Below are 17880 nucleotides of genomic sequence, written 5' to 3'. Positions count from 1 at the left end.
CTCCATCAGCAAGACTTCAGTGGCTTCCCTATCTATGTTCCCACGCTTGAAGATTCCTCTGCGTCGTTGCTCCCGCACCGCCCTGCTGCGCTGGACGACGACAGTGCTGTGCGTGGCATCGCTGGCTGCCAACCTGGCCGTGTCCAGTGCCGGCCACCCCTTGCCGGCCAGCCTGGTCGTGCTGCAACTGGCGGCCATGCTTGGCGTCGGCTGGCACCTGCGTCAGTGGGCTCGCTCGATCAGCCTGCGCCCGGCCGAGCTCGCCGACCGTATGCTCAAGGTCCAGGAAAACGAGCGCCAGCGCCTGAGCCGAGAACTGCACGACGACATCGGCCAGTCGCTCACCGCCGCCAAACTGCAGCTGCAGTGGCTGCAGCGCCGCTTGCCCGGCGAGTTGCAAAGCCAATGCGACACCTTGCGCAGCACCCTGGAATCCACCCTGAGCAATGTTCGCGACGTGTCCGCCCTGCTCAATCCGCGCCAGCTGGCGAGCCTGGGCCTGGAGGCGAGCCTGCGCGCGCACCTGTTGCGCACCCTGGACCGCAGCGACTTGAGCTGGAGCCTCGAGTGCCAGCAGCGTCTGGGCGGTATCTCAGAGGAGGTGGCCATGGCCGCCTACCGCATCACCCAGGAAGCCGTGACCAACGTGCTGCGCCACGCCCAGGCGCAAAACCTGACCATACGCCTGCAACGCAACCCGGCAGGCCTTGCCTTGATGATCCAGGACGACGGCCGCGGCTTCATCCCGGCCGCCGATCCCGCCACTGCCGGGCAACGCGGCATGGCTGGCATGCAAGAGCGCGCCACCGCCTTGTGCGGCCAACTCGACATCACCAGCCAGCTCGGCCTCGGCACACGGATCGACGTACTGTTCCCATGGCCACCACGCACCCAAGAACGCGCCAGGACCCCTGTTTCCAATGACCTGTAGATTGCTGCTGGTGGATGACCACTCGCTGATACGTGCCGGGGTACGCGCCCTGGTATCCGACATCCCAGGCTATGCCGTTGTCGGGGAAGCCGACGATGGCGACCAGTTGCTGGAGCAGGTGCACCGCCTGGCGCCGGATATCGTTCTGCTGGATATCTCGATGCGCTCGACCAGCGGCCTGGACGCCCTGACCCAACTGCGTGCCGAGGGCAATGCCTGCAAGGTGCTGATCCTGTCCATGCACACCGACCCGGACCTGATCATGCGCGCCCTGGAAAGCGGCGCCCATGGCTACCTGCTCAAGGACACCACGGCCACCGAGCTGGAACAGGCCCTGGCCGCCCTGCGTGCCGGCGAGCGCTACCTGAGCCCGGCGATCGCCCACACCGTGATCAACCAGGCGCTGATGCGCGCCCAGGCCGGCAAGCAGCCCAACGCCGACCGCCACAACCTCACGGCCCGCCAGCTGGAAATCCTGCGACTGATCGTGCGTGGCAAATCCACCCGCGAGGTCGCCAATGGCCTGGGCCTGTCGGTCAAGACCGTGGAGACCCACCGCTCGCAGATCATGAAACGCCTGCAGATCTACGATGTGGCGGGCCTGGTGCTGTTCGCGGTGCGCGAGAAGATCATCAGCCTGGACGACTGAGCAGCGCCGAATCGGCAGGCAGGTGCAAGCGCAGTGCCCCAGGTAGCGCCGCGAAGCGCATGCTGCTGGCCTGCAGCGGTTCACCGTCGAGGTTGATGTCCAGGCCCTGGGAACTCTTGATCTCGACCCACGGCAAGCGCGCGCGGACGAACAATCCATCACCCGCCAACAGGTCGCGCAAAGTGCCCACCACATCCTGGGGCGCGGGCAGAATGGCGATATCCAGCAGCCCGTCGTCGACCACCGCATCCGGGCACAACACCTGCCCACCACCCGCCTGTCGGCCATTGCCGATGCCCAGGGCGAGCAATTGGCCTTGCCAGTGGAAACCCTCGCCCTGCAGTTCCACCTCCGCCGGTTGCAGTTCACTGAAGCGACTCAGGCCGGTGAACAGATAAGCCGCGCCACCCAGGACTTTTTTCAGATCCTCGGAGGTGTTGGCGGTCACCTGGCTGCCAAAGCCGCCGGTGGCCATGTTGAGGAACAACTGTTCGCCGACCTGCCCAAGGTCCACCGCTCGCGCCGGCTGCTCCAGCAACGCCAGCGCGGCGGCGGGCTCCAGCGGCACGCCTGCGGCCCGGGCAAAATCATTGGCGGTACCCAGCGGCAGCAGAGCCAGGCTGGCCTGGGTATTTGCAAGCCCCATGGCTTCGGCCACATCGCGCAGTGTGCCATCGCCACCGCCCGCCACGATCCGCTGGTAACCGGCCGCCAGCGCCTCGCCGACCAGCCGCTGGGCATCCCCCGCTTCCCAGGTCACCCGTACATCGATTGTCCCGCCCCGCTCGCGCAGGGCGCCAACCGCCTCGCGCACCTGGTCATTGGCCGCCTGCTTGCCATGCAGGATCAACATCGTCTTGGGTCCTTGCATCGCACTACTCCGTGAATAGGTTCGTTGAGAGGTTCAGTCCGTATTCCGACCACGGGCAGAGGCACAATGCTGCATGGCAGTAGCGACAGGATGATCGTCGCGCGCTGGGCGAACCGCGTATCGTGGGCTTTACTGTTAGCTAAGGACGCGCCCGGCAGCAGCGAACATGGCTGACTCACCGACGGGCGCGTTTTTTCCGTGGCCGCCAGCGAGGATTCCGGGTCATGCGCATACTCTGGACCCTGCCCTATCTGCCCTGGCCGACCACCAGCGGCAGCAAGACCCGGCAATACCACTTGCTGCGCGAACTCGCCCGGCATGGCCATCGCATCACCTTGCTGGTGCAGTCCAAGGTACCGCTCGGCGACGCTGCCCGCGAAGCCCTGGAACCTTTGCTGGAACGCTTGGTAGTGCTGCCCCGGCGAGCCGTGCAGAGCCCGCTCAACCTGTTGGCCTCACCGATCATCGACTATCCCATGCGGGTCATCATCAATGGCCTTGCGCCGTGCCTGCGGCACCAGTTCGAGCAGTTGCTGGACGAGCCCTGGGACATCATCCAGGTCGAGCACAGCTACAGCTTCCAGCCATTCGAAAAGGCCCTGCAGGCCCGAGGCCTGCCGTATCTGCTCAGCGAACACACCCTCGAATCGGTGATGGGCGGTGCCAGCCACGACCGCCTGCCGCTGTGGCTGCGCCCGCTCAATGCCTTCGATCGCTGGCGCTACCGGCGCTGGGAGCAACGGGTGCTGCGTCAACCCACCGAGGTGGTGGCGGTCAGCGCGCACGATGCCGAACTGATCAGCCAGATCGTCCAGCGCCCGGTCAATGTGGTGGTCAACGGCGTGGATTGCGATTACTACCAGCAGGTGCGCCCGTCGCTGCACAGCCAGCGCCTGTTGTTCGTCGGCGATTTCGAATGCGCAGCCAACCTCGAGGCCATCGAATGGGCCCTGGAGGACATCCTGCCGCAGGTATGGATGAGCAATCCGGCGGTGCGCCTGGCCATCGCCGGGCATGCCCTGCCCCTGAGCTGGAAACGTCACTGGAACGATCCGCGCATCGAATGGATCGGCTACCGCCCCGATCTGCGCGAACTGCAACGGCGCGCGGCGATCTTCTTCGCCCCGTTGCGTTATGCCGGCGGCTCCAAAGTCAAGATCCTCGAAGCCATGGCCGCCGGACTACCGGTGATCAGCAGTGGCAAGGGTGTGTCGGGCCTAGCGTTGAACAACGGCGAGCACTACCTGGGCAGCGACGACGGGGGGCAACTGGCGCTGTTGATCACCCAATTGCTCAACCAGCCCTGGCGCATGAGCCAGCTGAGCGAGGCGGGCCGGGTGTTCGCCCGTCAGCGCCACGACTGGAGCGTGGTCGCCCAACAGCTGGAAACCGTGCACATGCGCCTGACCCAGGCGACGCCGGCAGGCGCCCCCCAACAAGGGGGCGCCTGGCTGGGTCGATCAGCCAAGTAGCTCGCTGAAGGGAATGAACGGCACGCTGTCACCAGGCTTTGGCGTACTGCCTTCGCGCACCTCCACCAACCCTTCGGCCCAGGCCGCGCTGCGCAGCACGCCGGAACTCTGGTTCTTGTAGATGCGTACCTGGCCGTTGTCGATCCGCGCACGCAGGTATTCGCGCCGGGTCCCGGCTTTGGGCCAGTCGAAGCCCGCAGGCATGTCGAAGCGCAGCGGCGTGACCTCGGCCACGCCCTGGCGGCGCAGCAGATAGGGACGCGTGAGCAGGCCGAAGGTGACCAGGGTCGAGGCCGGGTTGCCCGGCAGGCCGATCACCGGCACCCCTTGGTAATGTCCGAAGGTCAGTGGTTTGCCGGGCTTGATCGCCAGTTTCCACAGCGCAAGCTCACCCGCTTCGCGCAGGGCCGCGCCGAGATAATCGGCCTCCCCCACCGAGACACCGCCGGTGGACAGGATCAGGTCGACATCGCCCAATCCGCCAAGACACTGCCGGGTAAGCGCAAGGTCATCCGGCAGAATACCCGCATCCACCACGTCGCAACCGAGCCGTTGCAACCAGCTCACCAGCAGGCGCCGATTGCTGTTGTAGATCTGCCCGGGGCCCAGCGGCAAGCCGGGTTCGACCAGTTCGTCACCGGTGGAAAGCACCGCCACGCGCACCCGCCGCACCACGGTAAGCTGGCCGTGGCCAAGGGTCGCGGCCAGGCCCAGTTCGATCGGCCCAAGGCGCGTGCCGGCCACCATCACCTGCTCGCCCTTGCGGGTTTCCTGGCCTTGCGGGCGGACGTTCTGGTCTGCCTTGAGCGGCTGGAGAAAACGCACACGGCCGTCTTCCAGACTCTCGGTGTTCTCCTGCATCTCGACGCAGTCGGCGCCCTCCGGCAACGGAGCGCCGGTGAAGATCCGGGCGCACGTACCAGGCTGCAAAGGCTGAGGCGCGTGGCCGGCGAAGATGCGCTGGCTCACCGGCAACGGCTGGCCGGCAAGATCGGCCAGGCGCAGGGCGTAGCCGTCCATGGCGCTGTTGGGCCATGGCGGCAGGTCGAGCGCGGCGATCAGGTCCTCGGCCAGCACGCGGCCCTCGGCCTCGGCCAGGGTGACGACCTCGGTGTCAACGATCGGCGCCGCCTCGGCCAGTGCCAGCAGGCGCTCGAGCGCTTCTTCCACGGGCATCAGCGGGCGCGGCTGCACGGCTTCAACCACGGCTTTCACAGGCCGCTGCCTGCTTCAGGTGAGGGACGAAGTTGCACGGACGATGACGGGCATCGAGTTGCTCGGCGAGGATACCGTCCCAGCCGGTGCGCACGGCATTGGTCGAGCCCGGCAGGCAGCAGACCAGGGTGCCGTTGGCCAAGCCGGCCAGCGCACGCGATTGCACGGTGGAGGTGCCGATGTCGGCCACGGAGATCTGTCGGAACAGCTCGCCGAAACCTTCGACCTGCTTGTCGAGCAGGCAGGTCACTGCCTCGGGGGTGCTGTCGCGGCCAGTGAAACCGGTACCGCCGGTAATCAGCACGACCTGCACGCTGTCGTCGGCGATCCAGGTCGCGACCTGGGCGCGAATCTTGTACAGGTCGTCCTTGAGCAGCACCCGCGCCGCCAACTGGTGGCCGGCTTCGGTCAAGCGGTCGACGAAAAGCTGGCCGGAGGTGTCGTTCTCGAAGGTGCGGGTGTCGCTGACCGTGAGCACGGCGATGTTCAGCGCCACGAAGGGGGTATCTGCCTTGGCTTTCATGGTGTTCCGTCGCAAGGGGAAGAAGATGCGCCTTTTATATCACAGCGGGCCGCAGCCAACGGCGCCATTGTTTTCGGTCAATGCCGGCGGATTGACGCTATGCTGAACTGTGCATGGAACTTGCGTCGACGCGCTGCGTCTTACTGACATCTGCATCATCGCATTGGAGAAACACAATGATTCAACGGACCCTTCCCGCCTTCCTGCTCGCCTTGGGCCTCGGCGCCCTTGCCGGCTGCGCCTCGCCGACCGTCATCACCTTGAACGACGGCCGTGAGATCCAGGCAGTGGACACGCCCTCCTTCGACGAGGACTCGGGTTTCTATGAATTCGAGCAATTGGACGGCAAGCGCACGCGCTTGAACAAAGACCAGATCCGCACCGTAAAAGAGCTGTGACAGAGCGTCCCTTTTTAGCAAACGCCCTTTTAACAACAAGGGCTTGCGTGCGAAAAAGGGATGCAGTAGGATTTTGTTCATCGGAGTGTAGCGCAGCCAGGTAGCGCGTCTCGTTCGGGACGAGAAGGCCGCAGGTTCGAATCCTGTCTCTCCGACCAAAATCCTCAAAAAAACCCGCCTTGTGCGGGTTTTTTTATGTCCTGCGGAAAGAACGTTGGCCCCGATCGCCGGCAAGCCGGCGCCTACAGATTGGGGCCGGCTCGCTCTCAGGCCGTCAGCCGCGAGGTCACCTCGCCCAGCTGCCCCGACAGCCCATGCAACCGCTGCCCGGCCTGTTCGGTATGCTGCACCGCTTCCTGGTTGGCAGTGGCGATGCGGGTGATCTCGATCAGGTTGCGCGAGATGTCCTCGGCCACGCTGGTCTGCTCTTCGGCGGCCGTGGCGATCTGCCGGTTCATGTCGCGGATCGCCTCGACCGCCAAGGTGATGCGTTGCAGCATCTGGCCTGCTTGCTGCACCTGCTCGGCACCTTGCTCGCTGCGCTGCTGACCGCTTTCGATGGCCTTGACCGCCTCCACCGCGCCCGACTGCACCGCGTCGATGATCTGGTGGATCTCGGCGATCGACGCCGCTGTACGCTGGGCCAAGCTGCGCACCTCGTCGGCGACCACGGCGAAGCCGCGCCCGGCCTCCCCGGCTCGTGCTGCTTCGATCGCCGCATTGAGCGCCAGCAGGTTGGTCTGCTCGGCAATACCGCGGATCACTTCGAGCACTTTGCCGATACGTGTGCTGTCAGCCTCCAGGTCACGGATCACCGCTGCGGTGCCGGCAATTTCCTGGTTGACCGCACCGATGATATCGATGGTCTGCTGCATTACCTGCTCGCCGGCCTGGGCACTGTGGTCGGCATCGTCAGCGGCCCGCGCCGCTTCAGCCGCGTGGCGGGCGACTTCCTGGGCGGTGGCCGACATCTCGTGCATGGCGGTGGCGACCTGGTCGGTGCGCTGGAACTGGTCCTGGGTGCCCCGGGCCATATCACTGGCGATGCTGCTCAACTGGCCGCTGGCACCTTCGAGTTCCTGGGCATTGTCCTTGAGGCGGCCGACCGTATCGGCGAGGAAGTCGCGCAAGGTATTGGCCGCACGCGCCAGGCGCCCCAGGTCGTCCTCGCGGCGACTGTCGACATGGGCGGCGAAACGGCCCTGACTCAGTTGCGCGACGTAGTCGATCAACTGGCGGATCGGCTCGATCAGGCTGCGGTTGACCAACCACAGGCTGAACAACCCAACCAGCACCGCCGAGGCCAGCATTAGTGCCAGTCCCAACCACACTGTGCGCTCGGCACTGACATTAATGCTGGCCGCGCGCTGGCGAGCATCGCCGCGCAGTTGTTCGACCAACGCGTTCATCTGGTCGCTGGCGGCGCGGTCCACACCCTTGACTGCCAGGTCGCCGGCCACCGGATCACCACCGGCAGCGAGAAACGCCTGGCGGCCTCGTTCATAGGCCTGGCCAAGCTGGCGATGGCTGCCCTGCAGCTCTCGCAGTTGCGCCTCGAGCTTGCCGTTGCCATTGCTGGCGATCAGCTGTTCGAGCAACTGCTGCACCTGCTGTTCACGGGCCTCGAACTGCTGCCAGTACTTGTCGAGATCCGCCGGGTTGCGTCCGCGCAGCAACACGTTCTTCCACTCCTGCACCTGGATCTTGAACTGCAGGTTGGCTTCGTCGACCAATTGCGAGGCGCGCAGCGGACCATCGACCAGATCGGCATAGCCCCGCACGCTGGAGGACAGGAACTGGAAGCACATCAGGGCGATGAGCAGCATCGCCACCAGGCTGCCGCCAAGCAGGCTGAGAATTTGGACTCTGAGGGATTTACGCAACATAGGATCTCGGGCGCAGGGGTATGGAAACGGTGCCGTCCAGGCAACGCGACAGGCATCCATGTCCTCATTCGCAGGCCAAAAAAAAGCTGCCATCGTTCGATAGCAGCCAGGTCGAGCACGTACACAACAGCTAAGTCAGATACTCCCAGGCTAGTGCTACAAAATTGTTACAGACGCGCGACAGGCGCTCCGCTGGCGAACTGCAAGGACGCCAGGCGTGCATACAAAGGGCTACGTTCGAGCAACTGCTGGTGAGTGCCCACGGCTATTACCCGCCCCTTGTCGATGACCGCGATGCGATCGGCGTGCTGCACGGTAGCCAGGCGGTGGGCGATCACCAGCGTGGTGCGCCCGGCCATCAGGCCCGGCAGCGCCTGCTGTATCAGGTGCTCGCTTTGCGCATCGAGGGCGCTGGTGGCTTCGTCGAGCAGCAGGATCGGCGCATCCACCAGCAACGCCCGGGCAATCGCCAGGCGTTGGCGCTGGCCGCCCGACAGACCGATGCCGCCCTCGCCCAGCAAGGTCTGGTAGCCCTGAGGCATCTGCTGGATGAATTCGTCTGCGTAGGCGCTGCGCGCTGCAGCCTCGACCTCGGCCTGGCTGGCCTCTGGCCGGCCATAGCGAATGTTGGCCTCGACGCTGCCGCGAAACAGCGCCGGGTTCTGCGCCACCAGGGCGAATTGGCCACGCAGATCGTCCGGCTGTAGATCGGCGATAGGCTGGCCATCCAGCAGGATGCAACCCTGCTGCGGGTCGTAGAAGCGCAGCAGCAGGTCGAACAGGGTCGACTTGCCGGCGCCAGACGGGCCGACCAGCGCCAGTGTCTGCCCAGGCTCGATGATCAGGTCGAGGTGGTCGATGGCGGCGACCGTAGGCCGCGACGGGTAGGCGAAACACACATCCTGCAAGGCAATATGGCCCTTGGCGCGCTGGGGCGCCATGGCAGTGTCCGCAGGCGGCGGCAGTATCGCGCTGCGGGCCGCCAGCAGCTCGGCGATGCGTTCGGCGGCCCCTGCAGCGCGCTGCAGCTCGCCAATCACTTCGCTGAGGGTACCGAAGGCGCTGCCCACGATCAGGCTGTAGAACACGAAGGCGGCCAGCTCACCGCCGCTGATGCGCCCGGCGATCACATCCATGCCACCGACCCAGAGCATCACCCCCACCGCGCCGAGCACCAGCACGATCACCAGGGTGATCAGCCAGGCACGCTGGGCGATGCGCCGGCGCGCCACGTCGAACGCCGCCTCGACGGTGCCGGCGAACAGCGCGCGGTCATGCGCCTGGTGGTTGTAGGCCTGCACGGTCTTGATCTGGCCCAGGGTCTCGGCAACGTAGCTGCCCACGTCCGCCACCCGGTCCTGGCTCTGCCGTGACAGGCTGCGCACCCGTCGACCGAACAGCAGTATCGGCGCGAGAACCAACGGCAGCGCCACCACCACGATGCTGGTGAGTTTGGGGTTGGTGACGAACAACAGCACCACGCCGCCGACCACCATCAGCGCGTTGCGCAGGAACATCGACAGCGACGAGCCGATCACCGATTGCAGCAAGGTCGTGTCGGCGGTAAGCCGCGACTGGATCTCGGAGCTGCGATTGTCTTCGAAAAAGCCTGGGTGCAGGCCGATCAGGTGATCGAACACTGCCCTGCGGATGTCGGCCACGCAGCGCTCGCCGATCCACGACACCAGGTAGAAGCGGCTGAAGGTGCCAATCGCCAGCGCCACCACCAACAGCAGGAACAAGGCGATGGTCTGGTTGAGCTGGTGCGCCGAGCGGGTCATGAACCCCTGGTCGACCAGCAGGCGGATCCCTTGCCCCATCGACAGGGTGATGGCGGCGGTGACCACCAGGGCGAGCAAGGCCAACAGCGCCTGCCGGCGGTACGGGCGGATGAACTGCCAGGCCAGCTGCAAGGCGCGGCGTTGACGTGGGGAAACGGGTTCGACCATGGACGGCTCGTTGCGCACAGGAAAGCGCCCAGACTACCACTCATCCAGCGCCACGGAACTCTGCAGCACCTACAGGCGTCGCAACCATGACCGGAGCACAGCCGGCGGAAGAGGTGCGGCGGTCCCTATAGCCTTTCGATCTAACGGAGCTATGGAGGTTTGTCGCGCTTTCTGGTGGACTGTGCTTGCCGTGACGCCCGAGGGAGTTGTCACAGGCTGGTCACGGCGCAGGGGTACCCTGAGCTTGAACCTGATGAGGAGACAGGAAATGAGCTTGCAGCATAGCAGCGACACCACCAAGACCCAGACCCAAGCACAGCCTCGCGTATGCGGCTCGATCATCGATGCCGAGGGCCGCGAGGTACCGATCACCGAGCAGATGATCCAGCAGGCCTGCAAGACCCTGGAAGAAAGCCGGGTCGAGAAAGTCAAAAAGGCCTGAGTCTCGAATTCCTTGCGACCCGGCGCTTGCGCCGGGTTTTTATTGGGTTCAAGGAACCCCGTCAGACCAACTCGGCCCCCAGCGCACTGACCATCTGCGCCAATTGCGGCGCCTCACCCTGCAAACGCACTTTCAGTCCATCGATCTCGCGGCGCTGCGGGTAGTGCTTGCGCAACAGGTCGAAGGCCGCACGCTGCTCAGCCACGTCATCGCTCAGGCTACGGCGGAAATCGGCATCGTCACGCCGTGGGTCGTACACCGCCCGGCACAGCGTTGCCAAGGCCCAGGCCGGCTCGGCGCTGGCATCGAACTCGAGTTGCGCCAGCGGCGCCTTGGGCAGCAGGTCGGCCAGGCGCACCTGCTCGGCCTGGCCGAGAAAGCGGCACAGCGCCTGGTAGATCTGCGCGGTGCCGCGCTGGCGGCCATCAAGGCTGTAACCGGCGATGTGCGGGGTGGCCAGGGTGCACAGGTCGGCCAGTTGCAGGTCGACCTGCGGCTCGCCCTCCCACACATCCAGCACCGCGTGCACGTCCTCGCGGGCCAGCAGCAACGCGCGCAGGGCCTGGTTGTCGACCACCGGTCCACGGCTGGCATTGATCAACCAGGCGCCGGGACGCAAGGCTGCAAGCTGCCGTTCGGCCAACAGGTGCCAGGTCGGATAGTCGCCGTCACGCTGCAGCGGAGTGTGCAGACTGATGACATCGCATTGCGCAAGGATGGTCGCCAGGTCGACGAAATCTCCACCTTCGCCCGCCTGGCGCAACGGGTCGCACACCAGCACCTTCCAGCCCAGACCGTGCAGCACGCGCACCAGTCGCCCTCCGACTTCACCGGCCCCCACCACGCCATACACCCGCTCGCCCAGCGCCACGCCGTCGAGGTCGGCCAGGGTCAGCAGGCTACCCAGCACGTAATCCACCACGCCACGGGCATTGCAGCCTGGCGCGCTGCTCCACTGGATGCCGGCTTCGGCGAAGTAGTCGAGGTCCAGGTGATCGGTGCCGATGGTGCAAGTGCCAACGAAGCGCACGTTGCTGCCTTCGAGCAGTTGCCGGTCAACCTTGGTCACCGAGCGCACCAGCAGCACATCGGCGTCCTTGACGCAGGCGGCATCAATGCCGCGCCCAGGGAAGCGGCGGATTTCGCCGAAACCTTGGAAGAAGGCATCGAGCAGCGGGATATTCTCGTCGGCAACTATCAGCATGGCGCTCTCCTGTCAGGGGAACGCAGTGTAGGCGCTACGGACAGGCTGTTCCAGCGTGGTTCAGTCGGCTTTCTTGCGGATCCAGTAGAGGTAGGTACCCGACTCTTCCTGCTGGCCAAGCAGTTCGTGGCCGAGGAAGTTGCAGAACTTGGGGATGTCGCGGCGGGTCGAGGGGTCGGTGGCGATCACTTTCAGCAAGCCGCCGGCGGCCAGGTCGCGCACGTGCTGGTGCAGCATCATCACCGGTTCCGGGCAGTTCAGGCCGGTGGCGTCGAGGGTGGCGTCGGGGATGAAATCGGTCATGGGGGGCTCCGCGAAATATTCGCCATTGTCGCGCATTGTTTGGTGGGGACCAAGGGGGTAGGTGGCGTTGCCCTGGGGTAGCGGCACTGTAAGCCTTGAGACAGCCCACCCACCTCAGCGCGCTTTCAGATCCAACCGCCGCAAGTGGCAAGTGACCTCTTCACGATCGTGATACAACTGCTTGCAGGCGATCGAAACCCGCACCTTGCGTGCCTTGAACGTCTCTTCCATGCGATCGAGCAATCGCCTGACCTCGGCATAGCGCTGCTTCATCGGCAATTTCAGGTTGACCACCGCTTCACGGCACAACCCCTCCCCCAACCACGTCTCGATCAGCGACGTGGTGCGCGCCGGCTTCTCGACGATGTCGCAAACCATCCAGTCCACAGGCTGCCTGGGCTGCCAGGTGAAGCCATCCGCCATCAGGTGCTGGACCAACCCGGTGTCCATCAGGCTCTCGGCCATCGGACCATTATCGATGGCCGTGACCAGCATGCCGCGACGCACCAGTTGATAGGTCCAGCCACCCGGCGAAGCACCGAGGTCGACACCGGTCATGTCGTCATTCAGGCGCTGCTCCCACTGTTCGCGGGGAATGAACTGGTGCCATGCCTCCTCGAGCTTCAAGGTCGAACGGCTCGGCGCCTCACGCGGGAACTTCAGACGCGGGATACCCATTGGCCAGAGCGCGCTGTTGCCCGCCTCGGCCTGGCCGACGAACACCCGCCGGCCACTGATGAAGGTCAGCAGTAGGCGCGGGCCATGAGCTTGTTCGCGCAAGCGACCGGCCTTTTCCAGGGCCTTGCGCAGCGGCACTTCGAACTTGCGGCAGAAGGTCGACAGCTCCTTGCCATCGTTGCTGTCCAGCACCTCCAGCCAGACACTGCCAAACACCGGCAACCCGGCCAGGTGCTCGAGCAACACGCTGATGCGATCGGTCTCCGGCAATTCGACGAAAGCGCCACGGGCCCACTGGCGCGGGAAGATCAACTGGGCAAAACGCAGTTCCTGCATCAGCCGTTCGGCACCATGCGCCTCGGCGCAGACGAACTCGGCACAAGCACTCTGCGGCTTGCCCTTGGCATAACCGGCAATGCCCAGGCGGGCGGCATGTTCGCTGATTTCGGCACAGACCTCGCCCTCGAAACCGGGCCGGCAATGCATGAACAGGGTATTCATCTAACTCTCCACTTCGGCGGGCGCGCCACAGGCGCCGGCAGGGCGGCGATGATAAAGGAAGTTCGGAACCTGCGACATGCCCCGCCGGTCCAGAAAAGGGTCAGGCCAGACAATCCGGTCTAACCTGACCCTTTAGTTAGGTCCGTGCCGTGCGGGCTGAAACACAGCGGTGACACCGGCGGCGGAACGCCGTTGCCGGGCACCGGCGCAGAAGGAGTTGGCAATGCCCTCGCTCGATAGCCTGAATACCCTCAAGACCCTCCAGGTGGCTGACCGCACCTACCATTACTACAGCCTGGCCGAAGCCGCCCGGCAGTTGGGCGACCTGCAACACCTGCCCAAGTCGCTCAAGGTGCTGCTGGAAAACCTGCTGCGTTGGGAGGACGGCAAGACCGTCAATGGCGATGACCTGCGCGCACTGGCCAAGTGGCTGGAAGCGCGCCGCTCCGATCGCGAGATCCAGTACCGCCCAGCGCGGGTGCTGATGCAGGACTTCACCGGCGTGCCCGCCGTGGTCGACCTGGCGGCCATGCGCGCAGCCATGGCCAAGGCCGGCGGCGATCCGCAGCGGATCAACCCGCTGTCGCCCGTGGACCTGGTGATCGACCACTCGGTGATGGTCGACCGCTACGCCACGCCCCAGGCGTTCAGCCAGAACGTCGACATCGAAATGCAACGCAACGGCGAGCGCTATGCCTTCCTGCGCTGGGGCCAAAGCGCCTTCGACAACTTCCGGGTGGTACCGCCGGGCACCGGCATCTGTCACCAGGTCAACCTCGAATACCTTGGCCGCACGGTGTGGACCCGCGAAGAAGACGGTCGCACCTACGCCTACCCCGACACCCTGGTCGGCACCGACTCGCACACCACCATGATCAACGGCCTCGGCGTGCTCGGCTGGGGCGTCGGCGGCATCGAGGCGGAAGCGGCAATGCTTGGCCAGCCGGTTTCGATGCTGATCCCCGAGGTGGTCGGCTTCAAGCTCACCGGCAAGCTGCGCGAAGGCATCACCGCCACCGACCTGGTGCTGACCGTCACGCAGATGCTGCGCAAGAAAGGCGTGGTCGGAAAATTCGTCGAATTCTATGGCGACGGCCTCGCCGACCTGCCCCTGGCCGACCGCGCCACCCTGGCCAACATGGCACCGGAGTACGGCGCCACCTGCGGCTTCTTCCCGGTCGACGAGGTCACCCTCGACTACCTGCGCCTGTCGGGACGGCCGGCGGCTACGGTGGAATTGGTCGAGCAATACTCCAAGGCTCAGGGATTATGGCGTGAACCGGGCGACGAGCCAGCCTTCACCGACACCCTGGCCCTGGACATGCACACGGTCGAGGCCAGCCTGGCGGGGCCGAAACGCCCGCAGGACCGCGTGGCCCTGGGCCAGGTCAGCCAAGCGTTCGAGCAGTTCATCGAACTGCAGCCCAAGCCTGCGGCCAAGGAGGTCGGGCGCCTGGAAAGCGAAGGCGGTGGCGGTGTCGCCGTGGGCAACGCCGACCAGACCGAAGGCGTCGACTACCTCCACGACGGGCATACCTACCGCCTGCAGGACGGCGCCGTGGTCATCGCCGCCATCACCTCCTGCACCAATACCTCCAATCCGAGCGTGATGATGGCGGCTGGGCTGGTGGCGAAAAAGGCGCTGGAGAAAGGCCTGCAGCGCAAGCCCTGGGTCAAGAGTTCGCTGGCGCCCGGCTCCAAGGTGGTGACCGATTACTTCAAGGCCGCCGGGCTCACGCCCTACCTCGATCAGCTCGGCTTCGACCTGGTCGGCTATGGCTGCACCACCTGCATCGGCAACTCCGGGCCGCTGGATGAAGCCATCGAGGCCGCCATCACCCGCGCCGACCTCACCGTGGCCTCGGTGCTGTCGGGCAACCGCAACTTCGAGGGCCGCGTGCACCCACTGGTGAAAACCAACTGGCTGGCCTCCCCGCCCCTGGTCGTGGCCTACGCCCTGGCCGGCAGCGTCCGGGTCAAGCTCGACAGCGAACCGCTGGGCACCTGCAAGGATGGCCAGCCGGTATACCTACGTGACATCTGGCCGAGCCAGCAGGAAATCGCCGATGCCGTGGCCAAGGTCGATACCGCGATGTTCCACAAGGAATATGCCGAGGTGTTCGCCGGCGATGCCCAGTGGCAGGCGATCCAGGTTCCCCAGGCGGCCACCTATGCCTGGCAGGACGACTCGACCTACATCCAGCATCCGCCCTTCTTCGATGACATCGGCGGCGCTCCGGCACCGATCCGCGACATCGAGGGTGCACGCATCCTGGCGCTACTGGGGGACTCGGTGACCACCGACCACATCTCCCCGGCCGGCAATATCAAGGCCGACAGCCCTGCTGGCCGCTACCTGCGGGCCAAGGGCGTGGAACCGCGCGACTTTAACTCCTATGGCTCGCGGCGTGGCAACCATGAGGTAATGATGCGTGGCACGTTCGCCAATATCCGCATCCGCAACGAAATGCTCGCCGGCCAGGAGGGCGGCAACACGATCCACGTGCCCAGTGGTGAAACCCTGTCGATCTTCGACGCGGCGATGCGCTACCAGCAGGAAGGTACGCCACTGGTGGTGATCGCCGGCCAGGAATACGGCACCGGTTCCAGCCGTGACTGGGCGGCCAAGGGCACCAACCTGCTCGGGGTCAAGGCGGTGCTGGCGGAAAGCTTCGAGCGTATCCACCGCTCCAACCTGGTCGGCATGGGCGTGCTGCCGCTGCAGTTCAAGGGCGGCCATGACCGCAAGCAACTAGGCCTGACCGGCAAGGAGAAGATCGACGTGCTGGGGCTCACTGCCGGGCAACTGAGCCCAGGCATGAGCCTGCCGCTGCGCATCACCCGCGAGGATGGGCAGCAGCAGGACATCGAAGTGCTGTGCCGGATCGATACCTTGAACGAGGTGGAGTACTTCAAGGCCGGGGGCATTTTGCACTATGTGTTGCGCCAACTGATCGCCAGTTGAGCCATCCCCTGCAGGAGACCAGCCAGCCCTTGCGGGCTGCGCTGGCCTTTGTTGCAGCCTAATCAAATATCCATTCAATAAACCCCGGGGCCTGCCGATATCCCTCCAAAGCCCCGCGGACACTTCACGCCATGCGCAACAACCTGCCGATTACCAACCGGGAACGGACCTTCCCAGCCCAACAGCGGTTGATCTCGACCACCAACGCCAAGGGCATGATCACCTACTGCAACGATGCCTTCATCGAGATCAGCGGCTTCTCCCGCGACGAGCTCACCGGTGCGCCGCACAATCTGGTGCGCCACCCCGACGTCCCTGCCGCAGTATTCGGCCACATGTGGCAGACGCTCAAGCAAGGCCTGCCATGGATGGGCATCGTCAAGAACCGCTGCAAGTCCGGCGACCATTACTGGGTGAACGCCTACGTCACGCCGATCTTCGACAACAACCAGGTGGTCGGCTACGAATCGGTACGGGTCAAGCCCAGCGCCGAACAGATCCGTCGCGCCGAGGCCCTCTACCTGCGCTTGAACCAGGGCAAGCCCGCCATCCCTCGGCGTGACAAGTGGCTCCCCCTGCTGCAGGACTGGCTGCCGTTCATCCTGATAAGCCAGGTCGGCTTCCTGATCGGCAACTGGCTCGGCCACTCCTGGGGCTTCGCCCTGGCCGCCGGCTTGTCGGTGCCGCTCGGCCTGCTCGGCTTGACTTGGCAGCAGCGTGGCCTCAAGCGCTTGCTGCGCCTGGCCGAACAGACCACCTCCGACCCGCTGATCGCACAGATGTACACCGACAGCCGTGGCGTGCAGGCGCGCCTGGAAATGGCCATGCTCAGCCAGGACGCCCGCATGAAGACCTGCCTGACCCGCCTGCAGGACAGTGCCGAGCACCTGAGCGAACAGGCGCGCCAATCCGATGCCCTGGCGCACAAGAGCTCGTCGGGCCTGGAACGTCAGCGCGTGGAAACCGAGCAGGTGGCCGCCGCCGTCAACCAGATGGCCGCCACCAGCCAGGAAGTGGCCAACCACGTGCAGCGCGCGGCGGACGCCACCCAGGAGGCCAACCGCCTGACCAGCGAGGGCCGGCAGATTGCAGGCGAAACCCGCGAAGCGATCGAGCGCCTTTCGACGGCAGTCGGCGAAACCGGCGCAACCGTCACCCAGTTGGCCAAGGACAGCGACGAAATCGGCGGCGTGGTCGACGTGATCAAGGGCATTGCCGACCAGACCAACCTGCTGGCGCTCAATGCCGCCATCGAAGCGGCGCGCGCTGGTGAGATGGGTCGAGGCTTTGCCGTGGTCGCCGACGAAGTGCGTCAACTGGCCCAGCGTACCGCCGAGTCCACTGGGCAGATCCACGGGCTGATCGCCAAGCTGCAGCAAACCGCGAGCAATGCCGTGTTGACCATGGAAAGCGGCCACAAGCAAGCCCAGGAAGGGGTCAACCGGGTGATGCAGGCGGACGAGGCCCTGGTGGGCATCAGCGAGGCAGTGGCCAACATCACCGACATGGCCACGCAGATCGCCGCGGCCGCCGAGCAGCAGACCTCGGTGGCGGACGAGATCAGCCGCAACATCAGCACCATCGCCGAACTGGCCGACCAGACCGCCGAGCAGGCGCAGCACTCGGCACAACTCAGTGAAGAACTCAGCACCACCGCCGGCGGCCAGTATTCGCTGGTAGAGCGCTTCAACCGCTGAGCCCGGTCAATTGCCTGGTGCTGCTGGCGTATCCCTTGGCGCTGCAGCCCCCCCTGTAGGAGCGGCCTCGTGCCGCGATGGGCTGCGCAGCAGCCCCAGGATCTTAGCCGCTCCTCAGAACCTGGGGCTGCTGCGCAGCCCATCGCGGCACGAGGCCGCTCCTACAGAGACCGCATCACTCGCGCCTCATCTGCGA

At 65.3% G+C, this 17880-nt stretch carries 15 protein-coding genes, 1 tRNA gene and 1 pseudogene; 8 read left to right on the top strand and 9 right to left on the bottom strand.

All coding sequences use genetic code 11. The annotated features are described in order from the left end of the window. The first annotated feature begins 34 nt into the window (after positions 1 to 34). Both E6B08_RS08980 and E6B08_RS08975 read left to right on the top strand, forming a co-directional pair. Positions 35 to 931: a sensor histidine kinase gene (locus E6B08_RS08980; RefSeq protein WP_136917356.1), complete on the top strand. Its 897-nt coding sequence runs from the start codon at positions 35 to 37 to the stop codon at positions 929 to 931. Next, positions 921 to 1580 carry a response regulator gene (locus E6B08_RS08975; protein ID WP_136913681.1) on the top strand — a complete coding sequence of 220 codons (660 nt, stop codon included), beginning with the start codon at positions 921 to 923 and terminating at the stop codon, positions 1578 to 1580. The genes E6B08_RS08980 and E6B08_RS08975 overlap by 11 nt, the downstream gene beginning before the upstream one ends. Here E6B08_RS08975 and yegS read toward each other — a convergent pair. Beyond that, entirely contained in the window at positions 1564 to 2451 is an 888-nt protein-coding gene (yegS, locus tag E6B08_RS08970; RefSeq protein WP_136913680.1) for a lipid kinase YegS, read from the bottom strand. The genes E6B08_RS08975 and yegS overlap by 17 nt on opposite strands. A 224-nt stretch (positions 2452 to 2675) precedes the next feature. Between yegS and E6B08_RS08965 the strand changes: the two genes are divergently transcribed. Then, positions 2676 to 3923, top strand: coding sequence for a glycosyltransferase family 4 protein (locus tag E6B08_RS08965; RefSeq protein ID WP_136913679.1), 1248 nt, complete (start codon positions 2676 to 2678; stop codon positions 3921 to 3923). Here the strand turns inward: E6B08_RS08965 and glp are convergent. Together glp and moaB are read right to left on the bottom strand one after the other, a co-directional pair. Continuing rightward, positions 3912 to 5138 (bottom strand): gephyrin-like molybdotransferase Glp, encoded by a 1227-nt coding sequence (gene glp / locus E6B08_RS08960; RefSeq protein WP_136913678.1) that lies wholly within the window; start codon positions 5136 to 5138, stop codon positions 3912 to 3914. The two genes, E6B08_RS08965 and glp, sit on opposite strands and share 12 nt — an antisense overlap. Then, entirely contained in the window at positions 5122 to 5661 is a 540-nt protein-coding gene (gene moaB / locus E6B08_RS08955) for a molybdenum cofactor biosynthesis protein B (RefSeq protein WP_136913677.1), read from the bottom strand. The genes glp and moaB overlap by 17 nt, the downstream gene beginning before the upstream one ends. Before the next feature lie 176 nt (positions 5662 to 5837). On the opposite strand from moaB, the gene E6B08_RS08950 reads away from it, so the two are divergent. Together E6B08_RS08950 and E6B08_RS08945 are read left to right on the top strand one after the other, a co-directional pair. Next, on the top strand, positions 5838 to 6059 hold the full coding sequence (locus E6B08_RS08950; RefSeq protein ID WP_027596642.1) for a YgdI/YgdR family lipoprotein: 222 nt from the start codon (positions 5838 to 5840) through the stop codon (positions 6057 to 6059). A gap of 81 nt (positions 6060 to 6140) precedes the next feature. Further along, positions 6141 to 6217: transfer RNA gene (locus E6B08_RS08945), tRNA-Pro, on the top strand. A gap of 108 nt (positions 6218 to 6325) precedes the next feature. On the opposite strand, the gene E6B08_RS31465 is transcribed toward E6B08_RS08945, so the two are convergent. From E6B08_RS31465 to E6B08_RS08935, 3 genes and pseudogenes are all read right to left on the bottom strand, one after another. After that, complete coding sequence (locus E6B08_RS31465) at positions 6326 to 7030, bottom strand: methyl-accepting chemotaxis protein (protein WP_416194391.1); 705 nt, start codon at positions 7028 to 7030, stop codon at positions 6326 to 6328. A 228-nt stretch (positions 7031 to 7258) separates the two neighbouring features. Then, a pseudogene (locus E6B08_RS31460) lies at positions 7259 to 7369 on the bottom strand (hypothetical protein); the annotation flags it as partial. A gap of 743 nt (positions 7370 to 8112) precedes the next feature. Beyond that, positions 8113 to 9894, bottom strand: coding sequence for an ABC transporter transmembrane domain-containing protein (locus E6B08_RS08935; protein ID WP_136913675.1), 1782 nt, complete (start codon positions 9892 to 9894; stop codon positions 8113 to 8115). Positions 9895 to 10162: 268 nt separating this feature from the next. Between E6B08_RS08935 and E6B08_RS30800 the strand changes: the two genes are divergently transcribed. Beyond that, complete coding sequence (locus E6B08_RS30800) at positions 10163 to 10336, top strand: PA1571 family protein (protein WP_192938632.1); 174 nt, start codon at positions 10163 to 10165, stop codon at positions 10334 to 10336. 61 nt (positions 10337 to 10397) lie between these two features. On the opposite strand, the gene pdxB is transcribed toward E6B08_RS30800, so the two are convergent. From pdxB to rlmM, 3 genes are all read right to left on the bottom strand, one after another. Further along, positions 10398 to 11540 carry a 4-phosphoerythronate dehydrogenase PdxB gene (gene pdxB / locus E6B08_RS08930; RefSeq protein ID WP_136913674.1) on the bottom strand — a complete coding sequence of 381 codons (1143 nt, stop codon included), beginning with the start codon at positions 11538 to 11540 and terminating at the stop codon, positions 10398 to 10400. Positions 11541 to 11600: 60 nt separating this feature from the next. Then, positions 11601 to 11843 (bottom strand): sulfurtransferase TusA, encoded by a 243-nt coding sequence (gene tusA / locus E6B08_RS08925; RefSeq protein ID WP_136913673.1) that lies wholly within the window; start codon positions 11841 to 11843, stop codon positions 11601 to 11603. A 114-nt stretch (positions 11844 to 11957) separates the two neighbouring features. Beyond that, complete coding sequence (gene rlmM, locus E6B08_RS08920) at positions 11958 to 13022, bottom strand: 23S rRNA (cytidine(2498)-2'-O)-methyltransferase RlmM (RefSeq protein ID WP_136913672.1); 1065 nt, start codon at positions 13020 to 13022, stop codon at positions 11958 to 11960. Positions 13023 to 13245: 223 nt separating this feature from the next. Between rlmM and acnA the strand changes: the two genes are divergently transcribed. After that, positions 13246 to 15987, top strand: coding sequence for an aconitate hydratase AcnA (acnA, locus tag E6B08_RS08915; RefSeq protein WP_136913671.1), 2742 nt, complete (start codon positions 13246 to 13248; stop codon positions 15985 to 15987). Between the two features lie 131 nt (positions 15988 to 16118). Then, the gene (locus tag E6B08_RS08910) at positions 16119 to 17684 is read left to right on the top strand and encodes a methyl-accepting chemotaxis protein (protein WP_136913670.1); all 1566 of its coding nucleotides are present in this window, start codon (positions 16119 to 16121) and stop codon (positions 17682 to 17684) included. Positions 17685 to 17880 lie beyond the last annotated feature (196 nt).

Origin of the sequence: Pseudomonas putida (assembly GCF_005080685.1) — a bacterium.
In the GTDB taxonomy this organism is placed as follows: Bacteria; Pseudomonadota; Gammaproteobacteria; order Pseudomonadales; family Pseudomonadaceae; genus Aquipseudomonas; species Aquipseudomonas putida_V.
Note: the sequence above shows the minus strand (reverse complement) of the source record. Positions and strands in the feature narration are given on the sequence as shown.